Genomic DNA, 18980 nt, shown 5'->3' on the forward strand with positions numbered 1-18980 from the left:
CGCGGTCCGGTGCCGGCATCCGACGTCCTTTAACGACCCGTCCCGTGAGGCGGGGAAGGAGGTCCGCCGTGGCCTACCCACCGACTGACCAGTCGCCTCCGCCGCGACAACCCTCGGTGAAGGTGATCCTCGCCAGCGCCGACGTCCAGCGCGTGGTCGACCGCATCGCCCACCAGATCCTGGAGAAGACCCAGGGCGCCGCGGACACCGTGCTGCTCGGCATCCCCACCCGGGGCGCCCCGCTCGCGAAGCGGCTGGCCGCCCGGATCAGCACCTTCGAGGACGTGACCGTCCCGGCCGGCGTGCTCGACATCACCCTCTACCGCGACGACCTGCGCCGGCACGCCACCCGCGCGGTCGGGCCGACACAGGTGCCGCCGGGCGGCATCGACGGCAGGCGCGTCATCCTCGTCGACGACGTGCTCTTCTCCGGCCGTACGGTGCGGGCCGCGCTCGACGCCCTCAACGACGTCGGGCGGCCGGCCTCCGTACAGCTCGCCGTCCTGGTCGACCGCGGTCACCGTGAGCTGCCGATCCGCGCCGACTACGTCGGCAAGAACATCCCGACCTCCCTGGCGGAGAGCGTGAAGGTCACCCTCGCGGAGACCGACGGCACCGACGAGGTCAGGTTGTACGGGGGTGCCCTCTCGTGATCAGGCACCTGCTCTCCGGAGCCGACCTGGACGCCGCCACCGCCACCGAGATCCTCGACACCGCCGCCGAGATGGCCACCGTCGCCGGCCGGGAGGTCAAGAAGCTTCCCGCGCTGCGCGGGCGCACCGTGGTCAACCTCTTCTACGAGGACTCCACCCGCACCCGGATCTCGTTCGAGGCGGCGGCGAAGCGGCTCAGCGCCGACGTGATCAACTTTTCGGCCAAGGGCTCCAGCGTGACCAAGGGTGAGAGCCTGAAGGACACCGCACTGACCCTCCAGGCGATGGGGGCCGACGCGGTGGTCGTCCGGCACCCCGCCTCCGGCGCCCCGCACCGGCTCGCCGACTGGGTCGACGGCTCGGTGGTCAACGCCGGAGACGGCACCCACGAGCATCCGACCCAGGCGCTGCTCGACGCGTACACGATGCGCTCCCGGCTGGGGCGACTGGCCGGCCTCTCGGTCGCCGTGGTCGGGGACGTCCTGCACAGCCGGGTGGCCCGCTCCAACGTGCTGCTGCTGTCCACGCTCGGCGCCAAGGTGACTCTGGTCGGGCCGCCGACACTGATCCCCGTCCACATCGCGCAGGCGCTCGCGCCCGGCACCGACGTCTCCTACGACCTCGACGCGGTGCTGCCGCAGTCGGACGTGGTGATGATGCTGCGGGTGCAACGGGAGCGGATGAACGCCTCCTACTTCCCGTCCGCCCGCGAGTACGCCCGCCGCTACGGGCTGGACGGCCCGCGGATGCGCCGGCTGCCCGAGCACGCGATCGTCATGCACCCCGGCCCGATGAACCGGGGCATGGAGATCACGCCCGAGGTCGCCGACTCGCCTCGCTCCACCATCGTCGAACAGGTCGCCAACGGGGTCTCCGTGCGGATGGCCGTCCTCTACCTGCTGCTCGGGGGGAACAACCGGTGAGCTCGTACCTGATCTCCAATGTCAGCGTCGTCGGCGCCGCGCCGACCGACGTGCTGATCCGCGACGGTGTCGTCGCCGCAGTCGGCGCCGGGCTGACCGCGCCGGACGCGACCGTCGTCGACGGCACCGGCCTGGTCGCCCTGCCCGGCCTCGTCGACCTGCACACCCACCTGCGCGAACCGGGCCGGGAGGACGCCGAGACCGTCGAGTCGGGGTCCCGGGCGGCGGCGCTCGGTGGCTACACAGCGGTCTGCGCGATGGCCAACACCTCGCCGGTGGCCGACACCGCCGGCGTGGTCGAGCAGGTCTGGCGGCTGGGCCGGGAGGCCGGGCTGGTGGACGTGCAGCCGATCGGGGCGGTCACCGTCGGCCTGGCCGGCGAGCGCCTCGCCGAGCTGGGCGCGATGGCCGACTCGGCGGCCCGGGTGCGGATCTTCTCCGACGACGGGCACTGCGTCGCCGACCCGATGCTGATGCGCCGGGCGCTGGAGTACGTGAAGGCGTTCGACGGGATCATCGCCCAGCACGCCGAGGAGCCCCGGCTCACCGAGGGCGCGCAGATGCACGAGGGCGAGGTGTCGACCCGGCTCGGCCTGACCGGCTGGCCGGCGGTCGCCGAGGAGGCGATCATCGCCCGCGACGTGCTGCTCGCCGAGCACGTCGGCAGCCGGCTGCACGTGTGTCACGTCTCCACCGCCGGCAGCGTCGAGGTGCTGCGCCAGGCCAAGGCGCGGGGCGTCCGGGTCACCGCCGAGGTCACTCCGCACCACCTGCTGCTCACCGACGAGGTCGTGAGCGGGAGGAGTGAGCTTGCGAGCCCCGCACTCGCGAACAACGGAGACTCGGTGAGCGGGAGGGGCGAGCTTGCGAGCCCCGCGATCGCGGACAACTGGAGTCCCGCCGGAGCGTACGACCCGGTTTTCAAGGTCAACCCGCCGCTGCGCACCGCGACCGACATCGCCGCGCTGCGGGCGGCCCTGGTCGAGGGCGTGATCGACATCGTCGCCACCGACCATGCCCCGCACGCGGTGGAGGACAAGGAGTGCGAGTGGGCGTACGCCCGGCCGGGCATGCTCGGCCTGGAGACGGCGCTCTCCGTCGCCCTCGACGTGCTCGGTCCGCAGTGGGACCTGATCGCCGAGCGGATGTCGCGTGCCCCGGCCCGGATCGCCGGGCTGGAGGGACACGGTCTCGACCCCGCGCCCGGCGTGCCGGCCAACCTGGTCCTGGTCGATCCGGCCGCCCGCCGCACCATCGAGCCGGCGGAGCTGGCCAGTCGTAGCAGCAACACCCCGTACGCCCGCATGACGCTGCCGGGTCGCATCGTGGCGACCTTCCTGCGCGGCGAGCCGACGGTCCTGGACGGAAAGGCTGTCAAGTGAGCACCAAGCGCAGAAGCGCGATCCTCGTACTCGAGGATGGGCGCACGTTCCACGGCGAGGCGTACGGCAGCGTCGGGGAGACCTTCGGCGAGGCGGTCTTCAACACCGGCATGACCGGTTACCAGGAGACGCTGACCGACCCCTCCTACCACCGTCAGGTGGTGGTGCAGACCGCCCCGCACATCGGCAACACCGGCGTCAACGGCGAGGACGACGAGTCGGACCGGATCTGGGTCGCCGGTTACGTGGTCCGTGACCCGGCCCGGATCAGCTCGAACTGGCGGGCCAGCGGCGGGCTGGAGGAGCGGCTGGCCGCCGAGGGCGTCGTCGGCATCAGCGGCGTGGACACCCGGGCGCTGACCCGGCACCTGCGCGAGCGCGGCGCGAAGCGGGTCGGCATCTCCAGCGTCGAGACCGACCCCCGGGCGCTGCTGGCCCGGGTGCGGCAGTCCCCGGAGATGGCCGGCGCGGACCTCTCCGCCGAGGTGACCACCGCGAAGCCGTACGTGGTGCAGGCCGTCGGTGAGCACCGGTTCACGGTCGCCGCGCTGGACCTGGGCATCAAGCGCAACGTCCCGCGCCGGCTCGCCGCCCGGGGCGTCACCACCCATGTGCTCCCGGCCCACTCCACCATCGACGACCTGCTCGCCACCGGGGCGGACGCGGTCTTCCTCTCGCCCGGCCCGGGCGACCCGGCCACCGCCGACGGGCCGGTGGCCCTGGCGCGGGAGGCGCTGCGCCGGAAGGTGCCGCTGTTCGGCATCTGCTTCGGCAGCCAGATCCTCGGCCGGGCGCTGGGCTTCGGCACGTACAAGCTCGGTTACGGCCACCGGGGGACCAACCAGCCGGTGCTCGACCGGGCCACCGGCAAGGTCGAGGTGACCAGCCACAACCACGGCTTCGCGGTCGAGGTCCCGGGCGCGCGCCACGGCGCGGTCGTACCCGATGAGGTGATCGAGACCGAGTTCGGTGGTGTCGAGGTCACTCACGTCTGCCTCAATGACAACGTCGTCGAGGGGCTGCGGGCGAGGGACGTGCCCGCCTTCACCGTCCAGTACCACCCGGAGGCGGCAGCCGGTCCGCACGACGCGGACTACCTCTTCGACCGCTTCGCGGAGCTGATCGAGGGCCGGACCCAGAGCGAGGGGCGCACAGATGCCTAAGCGGACCGATCTCAAACACATCCTGGTGATCGGCTCCGGGCCGATCGTGATCGGGCAGGCCTGCGAGTTCGACTACTCCGGCACGCAGGCCTGCCGGGTGCTGCGCAGCGAGGGGATCCGGGTCAGCCTGGTCAACTCGAACCCGGCGACGATCATGACGGACCCCGAGTTCGCCGACGCCACGTACGTCGAGCCCATCACCCCGGAGTTCGTCGAGCTGGTGATCGCCAAGGAGCGCCCCGACGCGGTGCTGCCCACTCTCGGCGGGCAGACGGCGCTGAACACCGCGGTCGCCCTGCACGAGGCCGGCGTGCTCGACAAGTACGGCGTGGAGCTGATCGGCGCCAACATCGAGGCGATCCGGCGCGGCGAGGACCGGCAGCTGTTCAAGGACATCGTCGCCAAGGCCGGCGTACGCCTGGGTCTCGACGACCCGTCGAGCCTGGTGCCCCGCTCCCGGGTCTGCCACTCGATGGCGGAGGTCGAGGAAACGGTCACCGAGCTGGGCCTGCCGGTGGTGATCCGGCCGTCGTTCACCATGGGCGGCCTCGGCTCCGGCATGGCGCACACCCCGGAGGACCTGGCCCGCATCGCCGGCGACGGGCTGGCCGCCAGCCCCGTGCACGAGGTCCTCATCGAGGAGAGCGTGCTCGGCTGGAAGGAGTACGAGCTCGAGCTGATGCGCGACCGGCACGACAACGTCGTGGTGGTCTGTTCGATCGAGAACGTCGACCCGATGGGCGTGCACACCGGCGACAGCGTCACCGTGGCCCCCGCCATGACGCTCACCGACCGCGAGTTCCAGCAGCTGCGTGACCTGGGCATCGCGGTGCTGCGCGAGGTCGGGGTGGACACCGGCGGCTGCAACATCCAGTTCGCCGTCAACCCGGCCGACGGCCGGATCGTCGTGATCGAGATGAATCCGCGGGTGTCCCGGTCGTCGGCGCTGGCCTCCAAGGCCACCGGCTTCCCGATCGCGAAGATCGCCGCGAAGCTGGCCATCGGCTACACCCTCGACGAGATCCCCAACGACATCACCCTGAAGACCCCGGCGGCGTTCGAGCCGACCCTGGACTACGTGGTGGTGAAGATCCCCCGGTTCGCGTTCGAGAAGTTCCCGGGCGCCGACCCGGAGCTGACCACGACGATGAAGTCCGTCGGCGAGGCGATGAGCCTGGGCCGCAACTTCAGCGAGGCGCTGAACAAGGCCATGCGCTCGCTGGAGACGAAGGCAGCCGGATTCTGGACCGTGCCGGATCCGGTCGTCGCCGCCGCGACGGGCGTCGACCCGGCCGGCGTGACGAAGGAGGACACCCTCGCCGCGCTGCGGATGCCGCACGACGGCCGGCTCTACACCGTCGAGCGAGCGCTGCGCCTCGGCGCGTCGATCGCCGAGGTCAGCGCCGCGTCCGGCGGGATCGACCCCTGGTTCCTGGACCAGATCGCCGCCCTCGTCGAGCTGCGCGCCGAGATCGTGGACGCCCCGGTGCTCGACGCCGACCTGCTGCGCCGGGCCAAGCGGGCCGGCCTGTCGGACCGGCAGCTGGCCGCGCTGCGCCCGGAGCTGGCCGCCGAGGACGGCGTACGGACGCTGCGGCACCGCCTCGACGTCCGCCCGGTCTACAAGACGGTGGACACCTGCGCCGCCGAGTTCGAGGCGACCACGCCCTACCACTACTCGACGTACGACCAGGAGACCGAGGTCGTGCCGTCGGCCCGGCCGAAGGTGATGATCCTGGGTTCCGGGCCGAACCGGATCGGCCAGGGCATCGAGTTCGACTACTCCTGCGTGCACGCCGTCCAGGCGCTGCGCAGCGCGCCCGACAGCACCGCCGCGGGCACCGGCTTCGAGACCGTGATGGTCAACTGCAACCCGGAGACGGTCTCCACCGACTACGACACGGCCGACCGGCTCTACTTCGAGCCGCTCACCTTCGAGGACGTGCTGGAGGTCTGGCACGCCGAGGACTCCTCCGGCAAGGCGGCCGGCGGGCCGGGCGTGGTCGGGGTGATCGTCCAGCTCGGCGGCCAGACCCCGCTGGGCCTGGCGCAGCGGCTGAAGGACGCGGGCGTGCCGGTCGTCGGCACCTCCCCGGAGTCGATCCACCTGGCCGAGGAGCGGGGCGCGTTCGGCGCGGTGCTGGCCCGGGCCGGGCTGCGCGCCCCGGCGCACGGCATGGCGACCTCGTACGACGAGGCGAAGGCCATCGCCGACGAGATCGGCTACCCGGTGCTGGTCCGGCCGTCGTACGTGCTGGGCGGGCGGGGCATGGAGATCGTCTACGACGACGCCACGCTGCGCGGCTACATCGGGCGGGCCACCGAGATCTCCCCGGACCATCCGGTGCTGGTGGACCGGTTCCTCGACGACGCCATCGAGATCGACGTGGACGCGCTCTGCGACGCCGACGGCGAGGTCTACCTGGGCGGCGTGATGGAGCACATCGAGGAGGCCGGGATCCACTCCGGCGACTCGTCCTGCGCGCTGCCGCCGATCACGCTGGCCGGCTCGCACGTGGCCCAGGTACGCCGCTACACCGAGGCGATCGCCCGGGGCATCGGCGTGCGTGGCCTGCTCAACGTGCAGTACGCGCTGAAGGACGACATGCTCTACGTGCTGGAGGCGAACCCCCGCGCGTCCCGGACGGTGCCGTTCGTCTCCAAGGCGACGGCCGTGCCGCTGGCGAAGGCGGCGGCCCGGATCGCGCTGGGCGCCACCATCGCCGAGTTGCGCGCCGAGGGGCTGCTCCCGGCCACGGGGGACGGCGGCTCGCTGCCGGCCGGCGCCCCGATCGCGGTCAAGGAGGCGGTGCTGCCGTTCAAGCGGTTCCGCACCCCCACCGGCAAGGGCGTGGACTCGCTGCTCGGCCCCGAGATGAAGTCCACCGGCGAGGTGATGGGCATCGACACCGCCTTCGGGCACGCCTTCGCCAAGTCGCAGTCGGCCGCGTACGGCTCGCTGCCGACCGGCGGGAAGATCTTCGTCTCGGTCGCCAACCGGGACAAGCGCGGCATGATCTTCCCGGTGAAGCGGCTGGCCGATCTCGGGTTCGAGATCGTCGCCACCACCGGCACGGCGGAGGTGCTGCGCCGGCACGGCATCGCCTGCGAGCAGATCCGCAAGCACTACGAGTCCGGCGGGGGCGAGGACGCGGTGTCGCTGATCCTCGGCGGCGCCGTGGCGCTGGTGATCAACACTCCGCAGGGCTCGGGTGCGAGCGCCCGCTCGGACGGCTACGAGATCCGCAGCGCCGCCGTCACGGCGGACATCCCGTGCATCACGACGGTGCCGGGCGCGGCGGCGGCGGTGATGGGCATCGAGGCGCGGATCCGGGGCGACATGCAGGTGCGCCCGCTCCAGGAGCTGCACGCCGCCCTGCGGGCCGCCGAGTGACCAGCCCTCACCTTGGCGATCATGAAGTTGTTGTGGTGACACGCCGGCCCGGCGGGCGACAACTTCCTGGTCGACGGGGGCAGGAGGGTCGGGCGTGATCTTCGAGCGGGTCGTACGACCGGGCCTGTTCCGGATCGGGGGCGGGGACGCGGAGGCCGCGCACGAGTGGACGCTGCGCCGGCTGGCGGGGCTCTCCCGCCGGCCGGCGGCCCTGGCCGCGCTGCGGGCCCGGTACGCCGTCCGCGCGCCGCGCACGGTGTTCGGCGTCGAGTTCCCCAACCCGGTCGGGCTCGCCGCCGGGATGGACAAGGACGGCGTGGCACTGCCGGCCTGGCCGGCGCTGGGCTTCGGCTTCGTCGAGGTCGGTACGGTCACCGCGTTTCCGCAGCCGGGCAACCCCCGGCCCCGGCTGTTCCGGCTGCCGGCCAGCGAGGCGGTGGTCAACCGGATGGGCTTCAACAACGCCGGCGCCGAGGCCCTCGCGGCCCGGCTCGCGGCGCTGCCCCGCCCGATCGGGGTGCCGCTGGGCATCTCGCTGGGCAAGTCGAAGGTGACCCCGCTGGACGAGGCGGTGGAGGACTACCTCGCCTCGTACCGTGCGTTGCGCGAGCACGGTGACTACTTCGCGGTCAACGTCTCCTCGCCGAACACCCCGGGTCTGCGTTCCCTGCAGGACCGGGCGCACCTGGACGCCATCCTGGCGGCGCTGGTGGGGGAGAAGCCGGTGCTGGTGAAGATCGCCCCGGACCTCACCGAGCCGGCGATCGCGGAGCTGCTGGAGGTCTGCCTGGCGCGGGGCGCGGCCGGGGTGATCGCCACCAACACCACGCTGGCGCGCGACGGGCTCGCCCCGGCCGACCGGGCCCGTGGCGCGGAGACCGGCGGTCTCTCCGGTCGTCCGCTCGCCGACCGCGCCCGCGAGGTGGTCGCCTTCGTGCACCGGGAGGCCGGCGGCCGGCTGCCGGTGATCGGCGTCGGCGGCATCGTGGACCGGGACTCCGCCGCGAGGATGTTCGATGCCGGTGCCGCCCTGGTCCAGCTCTACACCGGCTTCATCTACGGCGGCCCGGCCCTGGTCCGCGCCGCCACCCGCTCCACACCCCCCACCCCCTGACCATCCTCTCCCCCCGCGATCTTGCAGTTTCCGCCCCGACATATCGCCCTCACCGGTCGTATCGCGGGCCACAAGTGCAAGATCGCGGGGGAGAGGGGGGAGGGGTGGGCGGGTGGGGAGAGGGAGGGAGGGAGGGGCGGTGACGCCTGAGGAGATTCTGGGTGCGGATCGGGCGCATGTGTGGCATCCGTACGGGGCGCTGCCGCCGGCCAGCCCGCCGTACGTGGTGGACGGCGCGGAGGGCGTACGGCTGCGGCTGGCCGACGGCCGGGAGCTGGTCGACGGGATGTCGTCGTGGTGGGCGGCGATCCACGGCTACCGGCACCCGGTGCTCGACGCGGCGGTGACCGACCAACTCGGCCGGATGAGCCACGTGATGTTCGGCGGGCTCACGCACGAGCCCGCGGTGCGCCTGGCGACCACCCTGGTCGAGCTGGCCCCGGACGGGCTGGAGCACGTCTTCCTGGCCGACTCCGGCTCGGTCGGCGTCGAGGTCGCGATCAAGATGTGCCTGCAGTACCAGCGGGCCACCGGCCGGCCGGAACGCCGCCGGCTGGGCACCTGGCGGGGCGGCTACCACGGCGACACGTTCCATCCGATGAGCGTCTGCGACCCGGAGGGCGGGATGCACCACCTCTGGGGCGACGTGCTGCCCCGGCAGGTCTTCGCCCCCGTGCCGCCCGGTGGCTTCGACACCCTGCCCGACCCGGCCTACGAGGCGGCCCTGGTCGAGGCGGTCGAGCGGCACGCCCACGAGTTGGCCGCGGTCATCGTGGAACCGGTGGTCCAGGGCGCCGGCGGGATGCGCTTCCACCACCCGCACTACCTGCGGGTGTTGCGCGAGGTGACCCGGGCGCACGGCGTGCTGCTGATCTTCGACGAGATCGCCACCGGTTTCGGGCGTACGGGCGCCATGTTCGCCGCCGAGCACGCCGGGGTGGCGCCCGACGTGATGTGCGTGGGTAAGGCCCTCACCGGCGGGTACCTGACGCTGGCCGCCACGCTCTGCACGGCGGAGGTCGCCCGCGGCATCTCGGCCGACGGGGTGCTGGCGCACGGACCGACGTTCATGGGCAATCCGCTGGCCTGTGCGGTCGCCAACGCCTCCCTCGGCCTGCTGCGGGCCGGGGACTGGGTGGGGCAGGTCGAGAGGGTGCAGGCGGGCCTGCGGGCCGGCCTGGAGCCGTTGCGCGGCGCGCCGGGGGTGACCGACGTGCGGGTGCTCGGCGCGATCGGCGTGGTCCAGCTCGACCGCGCGGTGGACCTGCCCGCCGCGACCGCCGCGGCGGTCGCCGAGGGGGTCTGGCTGCGGCCGTTCCGCGACCTCGTCTACACCATGCCGCCGTACGTCGCCGACGACGCCGACCTGGCGCGGATCGCCGCCGGGGTCGCCGCCGCGGTGCGGGCCGGCTGAGCCGCCGGCCATCCGTCGGTCATTCGCCGGTCATCCACCGGCGGGAGTACGCGGGCGGCACGTGCCGCCCGCGGGGACATGCCCGCCCCGGCGGTGACGCCCGGGGCGCGCAGGAGAGGAAGAGAACCGGATGGACAGCTTCGGCGCCCGCCTGCACCGGGCCGTCACCGAGCGGGGACCGCTCTGCGTCGGCATCGACCCGCACCCTGAGCTGCTGACTCGCTGGGGGCTTGACGACGACATCCGGGGGCTTGACCGGTTCGCCCGGACGGTCACGGAAGCCCTTGGTGACCGGGTCGCGGTGGTCAAGCCCCAGTCGGCCTTTTTCGAGCGTTTCGGCTCGAAAGGTATGGCGATTCTAGAGTCAACTATCCGACAGTTACGCGAAGCGGGCTCGCTCGTTCTCCTGGACGTCAAGCGCGGCGACATCGGCTCGACGGTCGCCGCGTACGCCTCCGCGTACCTCGACCCATCCAGCTCGGTCCATGTGGACGCGGTGACCGCGAGCCCGTACCTCGGTGTCGGCGCGCTCGCGCCGATGTTCGAACTGGCCGCCGAGCACGGCGGCGGGGTGTTCGTGCTGGCGCTCACCTCCAACCCCGAGGGCGCCGCCGTGCAGCGCGCCCGCACCGCCGACGGACGCACCGTGGCGCAGGCCGTGATCGACGAGATTTCCCAGCTCAACGCGGGTGCGCAACCGCTCGGCAGCTTCGGGCTGGTGGTCGGTGCGACCATCGGTGACACCGGTCACGACCTGTCCGCCGTGAACGGTCCGCTACTCGCTCCGGGCCTCGGGGCGCAGGGCGCCACCGCGGCGGATCTGCGCGTCGTCTTCGGCTCCGCGCTGCCCGCGGTGCTGCCCTCGTACTCCCGCGAGGTGTTGGGCGCGGGCCCGGATCCGGACGCCCTGCGGGCCGCCGCCGAGCGCGCACTGACCGACTGTCGGGCCGCTCTCGCCGCCCGGTGACTGACTGACGGCTCGGTCACTTTGCGATGATCATCGCGCGTCCACGTTGCCGAATGCGTCCTCGACCGCTAGTTTTCCCCGCGCTGGGAACCACGGACCCCTTGGTTCACAGCGACACCACGTTTCACAGATGCGGCGGTGCGTCCCGCCCGTCGCGATAGGGACCTGAGGAGAACTGGTGCCGCTCCCGTCACTGACCCCGGAACAGCGCGCTGCCGCGCTGGAGAAGGCCGCGGAGATCCGCAAGGCCCGTGCTGAGCTGAAGGAGCAGCTCAAGCAGGGCAAGACCACCCTCGGAGCCGTCCTCGAGCGTGCCGAGTCCGACGATGTCGTCGGCAAGCTCAAGGTCTCCGCCGTGCTGCAGGCGATGCCGGGTATCGGCAAGATCCGGGCCACCCAGATCATGGAGAGGCTCAAGATCGCCGACAGCCGTCGCCTGCGTGGCCTCGGCGAGCAGCAGCGCAAGGCACTGCTTGGAGAGTTCGCCGCCAACTGATGCTGGCTGCGTGTAGAAACAAGCAGTGAACACGGATGACGAGGCGCGCCCGGCGGCTCGGCTCACTGTCCTGGCGGGGCCTTCGGGCTCCGGCACGGAGAGTGTCGTCGAGCGCGTCCGGGCGCGTTCTCCGTCCGTGTGGGTTCCGGTGCCGGCCACCACGCGACCCCGCCGGGAGCGCGAGCTGGACGGCGTCGACCGGTTCTTCCTGACCCCGGCCGAGTTCGACCGGATGGTGGCCGCCGGTGAGCTGCTGGAGTGGAGCCGGGCCGGGCCCCACCGGCGCGGCACCCCGTACGAACCGCTGCGGTCCCGGCTCGCCGCCGGCCAGCCGGTGCTGGTCGGCCTCGACCTCGCCGGCGCGCTGCTGGTCCGGGCCGCGTTGCCCGACGCCCGGCTGGTGCTGCTGCACCCGCCGGGGAACGTCCCCCCGCAGGCCACGCTGGTCGCCTTCGAACACACCCTCGCGCACGACCGCACCGGGCGGGTCGTCGACGAGCTGTTAGGCTTGTCCGGTTCTTCCTTCCTGGCTCCGGCGCCACCGCACGTTCGCGGTTGACCGCCAGCACCGCCGAGCGCGGTGCGATAGACGCAGAGGTTAATTCGTGGGATCCATCGCAAGCCCCGAAGGCATCACCAACCCGCCGATCGACGAGCTCCTCGAGAAGACGACCTCGAAGTACGCGCTGGTGATCTTCGCCGCCAAGCGCGCGCGCCAGGTCAACGCCTACTACAGCCAGCTCGGTGAGGGTCTGCTGGAGTACGTCGGCCCGCTGGTCGAGACCACGCCGCAGGAGAAGCCGCTCTCCATCGCCATGCGCGAGATCAACGCGGGCCTGCTCACCGCCGAGCCGACCGACCAGCCGTAATTCGCCCCGCGTCGATGTCTCCCCGGATCGTCCTCGGGGTCGGCGGTGGCATCGCCGCCTACAAGGCGTGCGAGCTGCTGCGGCTCTTCACCGAGTCGGGCCACCAGGTCCGGGTCGTGCCGACCGCGTCGGCGTTGCGCTTCGTCGGGGCCCCGACCTGGGCCGCGCTCTCCGGCCAGCCCGTCGCCGACGACGTCTGGTCCGCCGTGCACGAGGTGCCGCACGTCCGGCTCGGTCAGCAGGCCGACCTGGTGGTGGTCGCACCGGCCACCGCCGACCTGCTGGCCAAGGCCGCCCACGGCCTCGCCGACGACCTGCTCACCAACACGCTGCTGACCGCCCGCTGTCCGGTCGTGCTGGCCCCGGCCATGCACACCGAGATGTGGGAGCACCCGGCCACCGTCGCCAACGTCGCGACGCTGCGCTCCCGTGGCGTGCGGGTCGTCGAGCCCGCCGTCGGCCGGCTCACCGGAGCCGACACCGGCAAGGGCCGCCTGCCGGACCCGGCGGAGATCTTCGCGGTCGCCCGTCGGGCCCTCGCCCGGGGCGTCGGGGCCCCCGCCGACCTGGCGGGGCGGCACGTGGTGGTGACCGCCGGCGGCACCCGCGAGCCCCTCGACCCGGTCCGTTTCCTGGGCAACCGCTCCTCGGGCAAGCAGGGCTACGCCTTCGCCCGCTGCGCGGTGGCCCGGGGCGCCCGGGTCACCCTGATCGCGGCCAACGTGTCGCTGCCCGATCCCGCCGGTGTCGACCTGATCCGGGTCGGCACCACGGGCGAGCTGCACGACGCCACGCTGGCGGCGGCCGCCGACGCCGAGGTGGTGGTGATGGCGGCGGCTCCGGCCGATTTCCGCCCCGCGACCTACGCGCCTGGCAAAATCAAGAAGTCGGACGACGGCAGCGCGCCCACCATCGAGCTCGTCACCAATCCGGACATCGCGGCCGAGCTGGGCCGGCGCCGTCGCCCGGAGCAGGTGCTGGTGGTGTTCGCCGCGGAGACGGGCGACGCCGAGGCCAACGGCCGGGCCAAGCTCGCCCGCAAGCGGGCGGACCTCATCGTCATCAACGAGGTCGGGCACGACAAGGTCTTCGGCGCCGACACCAACGCGGCGACCGTCATCGGCGTGGACGGCTCGGTCAGCCGGATGCCCGAACGGTCCAAGGAGGACCTCGCCGACGGCGTCTGGGATCTCGTGGTGGCCCGGTTGCCCGGCCGTTCTTGACGGCTGGAACCGGGCACGGCCGAAGGGGCCAGACTCTAACGCGGATGATTACACTGCCGCGGAACGACTTCCACAATTTAGGAGTGCCGTGACACGCCGCCTCTTCACTTCCGAATCGGTCACGGAAGGCCACCCGGACAAGATCGCCGACCAGATCAGCGACGGCATCCTCGACGCCCTGCTCGCCCAGGACCCGCGCAGCCGCGTGGCGGTGGAGACCCTGATCACCACCGGCCAGGTGCACATCGCGGGTGAGGTGACCACCAAGGCGTACGCCGACATCCCGACCATCGTCCGCCGGACCATCCTCGACATCGGCTACGACTCGTCGAAGAAGGGCTTCGACGGCGCCTCGTGCGGCGTCAACGTCTCCATCGGCGCCCAGTCGGAGGACATCGCGCAGGGCGTCGACAACGCGTTCGAGCTGCGTACCGGGGCGTCGGAGAGCGCGCTGGACGCACAGGGCGCCGGCGACCAGGGCATGATGTTCGGCTTCGCCTGCTCCGAGACGCCGGAGCTGATGCCGCTGCCGATCGCCCTGGCGCACCGGCTGGCCCGGCGACTCTCCCAGGTCCGCAAGGACGGCACCATCCCGTACCTGCGCCCTGACGGCAAGACCCAGGTCACCATCGAGTACGAGGGGCTGCGCCCCGTCCGGCTCAACACGGTGGTCGTCTCCAGCCAGCACGCCGCGGACATCTCGCTGGACTCGCTGCTCACCCCCGACGTGCGCGAGCACGTCATCGCCCCGGAGCTGGAGAGCCTCGGTCTGGAAACCGAGGGCTACCGGCTGCTGGTCAACCCGACCGGCCGGTTCGAGATCGGCGGGCCGATGGGCGACGCCGGCCTGACCGGTCGCAAGATCATCGTCGACACCTACGGCGGCTACGCCCGGCACGGCGGCGGCGCGTTCTCCGGCAAGGACCCGTCGAAGGTGGACCGCTCGGCGGCGTACGCGACGCGTTGGGTGGCCAAGAACGTGGTCGCCGCCGGCCTGGCCGAGCGGTGCGAGGTCCAGGTCGCGTACGCGATCGGCAAGGCCCACCCGGTCAGCCTCTTCGTCGAGACGTTCGGCACCGAGACCGTGCCGGTCGCCTCGATCGAGAAGGCCGTCTCCGAGGTCTTCGACCTGCGCCCGGCCGCCATCATCCGGGACCTCAACCTGCTCCGCCCGATCTACCAGCAGACCGCCGCCTACGGCCACTTCGGCCGGGAGCTGCCGGACCTGACCTGGGAGAGCACCGACCGGGCCGCCGACCTCAAGTCGGCCGCAGGAGCCTGACCGGCACCAGGCGCAGCGACCGGCGACCCGCACAGGGGTCGCCGGTCGCTCGTGTCTGCGTCGACGTGCCGCTGGCCCACCTGGACCGCCCGTTCGACTACCTCGTCCCGGCCGAGCTGGACGCCGACGCCGTCCCCGGCGTACGGGTGAAGGTCCGCTTCGCGGGGCAGCTCGTGGACGGCTGGCTGCTGGAGCGGGCCGACGACTCGGGGCACACCGGCCGGCTGGCGTACCTGGAGAAGGTCGTCTCACCGGAGCCGGTGCTCGCGCCGGAGGTCGCCCGGCTGGCCCGGGCGGTCGCGGACCGCTACGCCGGCAGCCTCGCCGACGTGCTCCGCCTCGCCGTGCCGCCCCGGCACGCCCGGGTGGAGAAGGAGGTCCGCGCCCGCGCCACCGCCCCCGCCGAAGACCCCGCCCGCACCGCATCCCCCGTGGGAGACCCCGTCCCCGCCGGAGACCCCGTCCCAGCTGGAGACCCCGCCCCCGTCGGCGATCTCGCCCAGCCGGGCCGGAGCTCCGTGGCGCCGGACAACGACCCCGGTCCCGACGCCTGGCGGGACTATCCGGCCGGCCCGGCCCTGCTCCGGGCGCTCGCCGACGGGCGGGCCCCCCGTGCGGTCTGGTCGGCGTTGCCGGGAGAGGACTGGCCGGCCCGGTACGCCGAGGCCGTCGCCGCCACCGTGGCCGGCGGCCGGGGCGCGGTGCTGGTCGTCGCCGACAACCGCGACCTGGACCGCCTCGACGCCGCCCTACGTGCCGCGCTGGGGCCGGGGCGGCACGTCTGCCTCTCCGCCGCGCTCGGCCCCGCCCGGCGCTACCGGGCGTTCCTCGCCGCCCGGCGCGGTGACGTGGCGGTGGTGGTCGGCACCAGGGCCGCGATGTTCGCCCCGGTCGCCCGCCTCGGGCTGGTGGCGATCTGGGACGACGGCGACGACCTGCACGCCGAGCCCCGGGCCCCCTACCCGCACGCCCGGGACGTGCTGCTCACCCGCGCCCAGCTCGGCGACGCCGCCGCCCTGGTGGGCGGGTACACGCGTACCGCCGAGGCGCAGCTGTTGGTGGAGACCGGTTGGGCCCGCGAGGTGGTGGCCGACCGGGCGACCGTGCGGGCCCGGATGCCGGCGATCGCGCCCACCGGCGACGACCCACAGCTGGCCCGGGACCCCGGGGCGGCCACCGCCCGGCTGCCCAGCCTGGCCTGGACCACCGCCCGGGAGGCGCTCCGCGCCGACCTGCCGGTGCTGGTCCAGGTGCCCCGCCGCGGCTACCTGCCGTCGGTGGCCTGCGCCGAGTGCCGCACCCCGGCCCGCTGCCCGCACTGCGCCGGGCCGCTCGCGCTGCCGTCGGCCGAGGGCACCCCGGCCTGCCGCTGGTGCGGGCGGGTCGCCGCCGCGTACGCCTGCCCGGAGTGCGGCGGACGGCGGCTGCGCGCCTCCGTCACCGGTGCCCGGCGCACCGCCGAGGAACTGGGCCGGGCCTTCCCCGGCGTGCCGGTGCGCACCTCGGGCCGCGAGGAGGTGCTGGCCACGGTCCCGGGCGGCGCCGGCCTGGTCATCGCCACCCCCGGCGCCGAGCCGGTCGCCGAGGGCGGCTTCGGCGCGGTGCTGCTGCTCGACTCGTGGGCCCTGCTCACCCGGGCCGACCTGCGGGCGGGGGAGGAGGCGCTACGCCGTTGGCTGACGGCCGCCGCGCTGGCCCGCCCCGCCTCGACCGGCGGCCGGGTGGTGGTGGTCGCCGACGGCGCCCTCGCCCCCGTGCAGGCGCTGCTGCGCTGGGACGCCGGCTGGTTCGCCGCCCGGGAGCTGGCCGAGCGGCGGGAACTGGGCTTCCCGCCGGCGGTGCGGATGGCCAGCGTGACCGGCCTGCCGGCCGCGGTGGCCGACCTGCTGGCCGAGGCGCGGCTGCCGGCGGAGGCCGAGCTGCTCGGGCCGGTGCCGGCCGACGGGGAGCGGGAGCGGATGCTGGTCCGGGTGCCCCGGGCCCGGGCCGTGGCGCTGGCCGGCGCGCTGCACTCGGCGGCCGGGGTACGCACCGCCCGCAAGGCCGCCGACCCGGTCCGGCTCCAGGTCGACCCGCTGGCGCTCTTCTGAGCGGCGGACCCGTCCGCACGGGCCCGCCCCCGGCCCGACCTGGCCCGTCGTCGTACGCCGTGTCCGGCGGCGGGCCGTCGGGCGGGTGATAGCATCGCCCGTCATGCCCGGGCGTACGACGGCTTCAGGTCGCGGCGCGGCGCCAGACGCGCCAAGCTGGAGTTGTCGCAGGATCGCGACGACGGCGGGAGCGCGTCGGTTCGGCGCGATGTCGATGATGTCAAACAGCCGGTGATCAGGGGTGGACCAGTCGTGACCGTTCGTCAGTCGATCGTCTTCAATGGTGACCTCGGCAGCGGCAAGAGCACCGTCTCCGTGGAGATCGCCGAGCGGCTCGGCCTGCGCCGGGTCAGCGTCGGCGACCTCTACCGCCAGATGGCGCAGGAGCGGCAGATGACCGCGCTCCAGCTCAACCTGCACGCGGAGCTGGACCAGGCCGTCGACGGCTACGTCGACCAGCTCCAGCGGGACATCGCCGCCTCCGGCGAGCGGCTGGTCATGGACTCCCGGCTGGCCTGGCACTTCTTCACCGACGCGCTCAAGGTGCACATGATCACCGAGCCGGGCGAGGCGGCCCGGCGGGTGCTCGCCCGCCCCTCCGGCCCGGCCGAGAGCTACGCCTCCCAGGAGGAGGCCAAGGCCAAGCTGCTGGAACGCAGCGAGAGCGAGCGGGGCCGGTTCATCGTCCGCTACGGCGTGGACAAGGCCCGGCTGCGCAACTACGACCTGATCTGCGACACCACCCGCGCCCCGGCGACCGAGGTCATCGAGCACATCATCGACGCGTACGAGGGCCGGCTGGGCGCGGACGTGCTGCGCGACGCCCCGCCGCTGCTGCTGCTCGACCCGGCCCGGGTCTACCCGACCGAGGACATCGCCCACCTGCGCGAGCTGTGGGACTCGGAGTTCGTCGGCGAGGTCGCCGCCGCGGGTGGCGAGGCGCTGGAGCCGCTGCGGATCGGCTACACCGGGGAGTACTTCTTCGTCGTCGACGGGCACCGCCGGCTCAGCGCCGCCCTGCAGAGCGGTTTCCGCCTGGTGCCGGCCCGGCTCGTCGCCGAGGTGGACGAGCCGGTGGTCGGTGGGATGAGCGCGGTGGACTACTTCGCCGCCCAGGCGCGGCCCGACCTGATCCACGACTGGGAGGCCGCCCACGGCATCAGGCTGCCGCTGCCCGAGCACGCCCTGCTCGGCGGCGACGCGGTGCTGGCCGGGGAGCCGGGCACCGCCGGCTGAGCCGCCCTCCCACTGCTGCGTCGGCTGCCCGGGCCGGCCCTGCGCGGCTCGGCCGTCACGCCGGCACGGCGTGCCCCGCGCAGCCACGAGATCCTCCCGGTGACCATCGACACGCAACGCCCCGTGCCGGATCGCGGTCCGCCGGCCGGGGCAGCCGGCGGTACTCCGTAGACTGGTACGGCACCAGCCCGCCCGCCGAAGGAGCCATGCCGAGTGACCGTCCAGCCCATCCGTCTGTTCGGGGATCCGGTGCTGCGCACGCCGGCCGATCCGGTGGTCGACTTCGACGTCGAGCTGCGCAAGCTCATCGCCGACCTGACCGACACGATGCGTGAGCAGAACGGCGCCGGCCTCGCCGCGCCGCAGCTCGGTGTGGGCCTGCGGGTGTTCACCTTCGACGTCGACGACGTGGTCGGCCACCTGGTCAACCCGGTGCTGGAGTTCCCCGACGCCGAGGAGCAGGACGGTCCCGAGGGCTGCCTCTCCATTCCCGGCCTCTACTTCGACACCAAGCGTCGGCAGAACGTGATCGCCAAGGGCTTCAACGGCTACGGCGACCCGATGCAGATCGTCGGCACCGGCCTGATGGCGCGTTGCGTGCAGCACGAGACCGACCACCTCGACGGGGTGCTCTTCCTGGACCGGCTGGACGCGGCCGGGCGCAAGGAGGCGATGAAGGCGATCCGCCAGGCCGAGTGGTACGACCCGGCCACCCCGCCGACGGTGAAGGTCAATCCGCACGCCTCCGGCAGCCTCTTCGGCCTGGGTCGGTGA

16 protein-coding genes are annotated in these 18980 nt (G+C 73.3%); all 16 read left to right on the forward strand.

The features are described from left to right. Positions 1-68: 68 nt before the first annotated feature. Positions 69-653: a bifunctional pyr operon transcriptional regulator/uracil phosphoribosyltransferase PyrR gene (gene pyrR / locus AB0D32_RS25415; RefSeq protein ID WP_357095118.1), complete on the forward strand. Its 585-nt coding sequence runs from the start codon at positions 69-71 to the stop codon at positions 651-653. After that, on the forward strand, positions 650-1576 hold the full coding sequence (locus AB0D32_RS25420) for an aspartate carbamoyltransferase catalytic subunit (protein WP_121395245.1): 927 nt from the start codon (positions 650-652) through the stop codon (positions 1574-1576). The genes pyrR and AB0D32_RS25420 overlap by 4 nt, the downstream gene beginning before the upstream one ends. Continuing rightward, on the forward strand, positions 1573-2958 hold the full coding sequence (locus tag AB0D32_RS25425) for a dihydroorotase (protein ID WP_357095122.1): 1386 nt from the start codon (positions 1573-1575) through the stop codon (positions 2956-2958). Before AB0D32_RS25420 ends, AB0D32_RS25425 begins: the two co-directional genes overlap by 4 nt. Continuing rightward, the gene (gene carA / locus AB0D32_RS25430) at positions 2955-4121 is read left to right on the forward strand and encodes a glutamine-hydrolyzing carbamoyl-phosphate synthase small subunit (protein WP_357095125.1); all 1167 of its coding nucleotides are present in this window, start codon (positions 2955-2957) and stop codon (positions 4119-4121) included. The genes AB0D32_RS25425 and carA overlap by 4 nt, the downstream gene beginning before the upstream one ends. Further along, positions 4114-7515, forward strand: coding sequence for a carbamoyl-phosphate synthase large subunit (gene carB, locus AB0D32_RS25435; RefSeq protein ID WP_357095128.1), 3402 nt, complete (start codon positions 4114-4116; stop codon positions 7513-7515). Before carA ends, carB begins: the two co-directional genes overlap by 8 nt. Positions 7516-7609: 94 nt before the next feature. Beyond that, positions 7610-8629, forward strand: a complete 1020-nt coding sequence (locus tag AB0D32_RS25440; RefSeq protein ID WP_357095131.1) for a quinone-dependent dihydroorotate dehydrogenase — start codon at positions 7610-7612, stop codon at positions 8627-8629. A gap of 139 nt (positions 8630-8768) precedes the next feature. Next, entirely contained in the window at positions 8769-10043 is a 1275-nt protein-coding gene (locus tag AB0D32_RS25445) for an adenosylmethionine--8-amino-7-oxononanoate transaminase (RefSeq protein ID WP_357095134.1), read from the forward strand. Positions 10044-10173: 130 nt separating this feature from the next. Continuing rightward, positions 10174-11010, forward strand: a complete 837-nt coding sequence (gene pyrF / locus AB0D32_RS25450; RefSeq protein ID WP_357095138.1) for an orotidine-5'-phosphate decarboxylase — start codon at positions 10174-10176, stop codon at positions 11008-11010. A 178-nt stretch (positions 11011-11188) separates the two neighbouring features. After that, complete coding sequence (gene mihF / locus AB0D32_RS25455) at positions 11189-11506, forward strand: integration host factor, actinobacterial type (protein WP_350924709.1); 318 nt, start codon at positions 11189-11191, stop codon at positions 11504-11506. 25 nt (positions 11507-11531) lie between these two features. Then, the gene (locus AB0D32_RS25460) at positions 11532-12065 is read left to right on the forward strand and encodes a guanylate kinase (RefSeq protein WP_357095141.1); all 534 of its coding nucleotides are present in this window, start codon (positions 11532-11534) and stop codon (positions 12063-12065) included. Positions 12066-12111: 46 nt separating this feature from the next. Continuing rightward, positions 12112-12375, forward strand: a complete 264-nt coding sequence (rpoZ, locus tag AB0D32_RS25465; protein ID WP_101366725.1) for a DNA-directed RNA polymerase subunit omega — start codon at positions 12112-12114, stop codon at positions 12373-12375. Between the two features lie 14 nt (positions 12376-12389). Beyond that, positions 12390-13598: a bifunctional phosphopantothenoylcysteine decarboxylase/phosphopantothenate--cysteine ligase CoaBC gene (coaBC, locus tag AB0D32_RS25470; RefSeq protein WP_357095146.1), complete on the forward strand. Its 1209-nt coding sequence runs from the start codon at positions 12390-12392 to the stop codon at positions 13596-13598. Between the two features lie 88 nt (positions 13599-13686). Beyond that, entirely contained in the window at positions 13687-14880 is a 1194-nt protein-coding gene (gene metK / locus AB0D32_RS25475; RefSeq protein WP_357095149.1) for a methionine adenosyltransferase, read from the forward strand. Between the two features lie 65 nt (positions 14881-14945). Beyond that, on the forward strand, positions 14946-16970 hold the full coding sequence (locus AB0D32_RS25480) for a primosomal protein N' (protein WP_357095151.1): 2025 nt from the start codon (positions 14946-14948) through the stop codon (positions 16968-16970). A gap of 252 nt (positions 16971-17222) precedes the next feature. Next, positions 17223-18206 (forward strand): AAA family ATPase, encoded by a 984-nt coding sequence (locus tag AB0D32_RS25485; RefSeq protein ID WP_357095154.1) that lies wholly within the window; start codon positions 17223-17225, stop codon positions 18204-18206. 213 nt (positions 18207-18419) lie between these two features. Next, complete coding sequence (def, locus tag AB0D32_RS25490) at positions 18420-18980, forward strand: peptide deformylase (RefSeq protein WP_357095156.1); 561 nt, start codon at positions 18420-18422, stop codon at positions 18978-18980.

It is taken from the genome of Micromonospora sp. NPDC048170 (genome assembly GCF_040652795.1).
Classification (GTDB): domain Bacteria; phylum Actinomycetota; class Actinomycetes; order Mycobacteriales; family Micromonosporaceae; genus Micromonospora.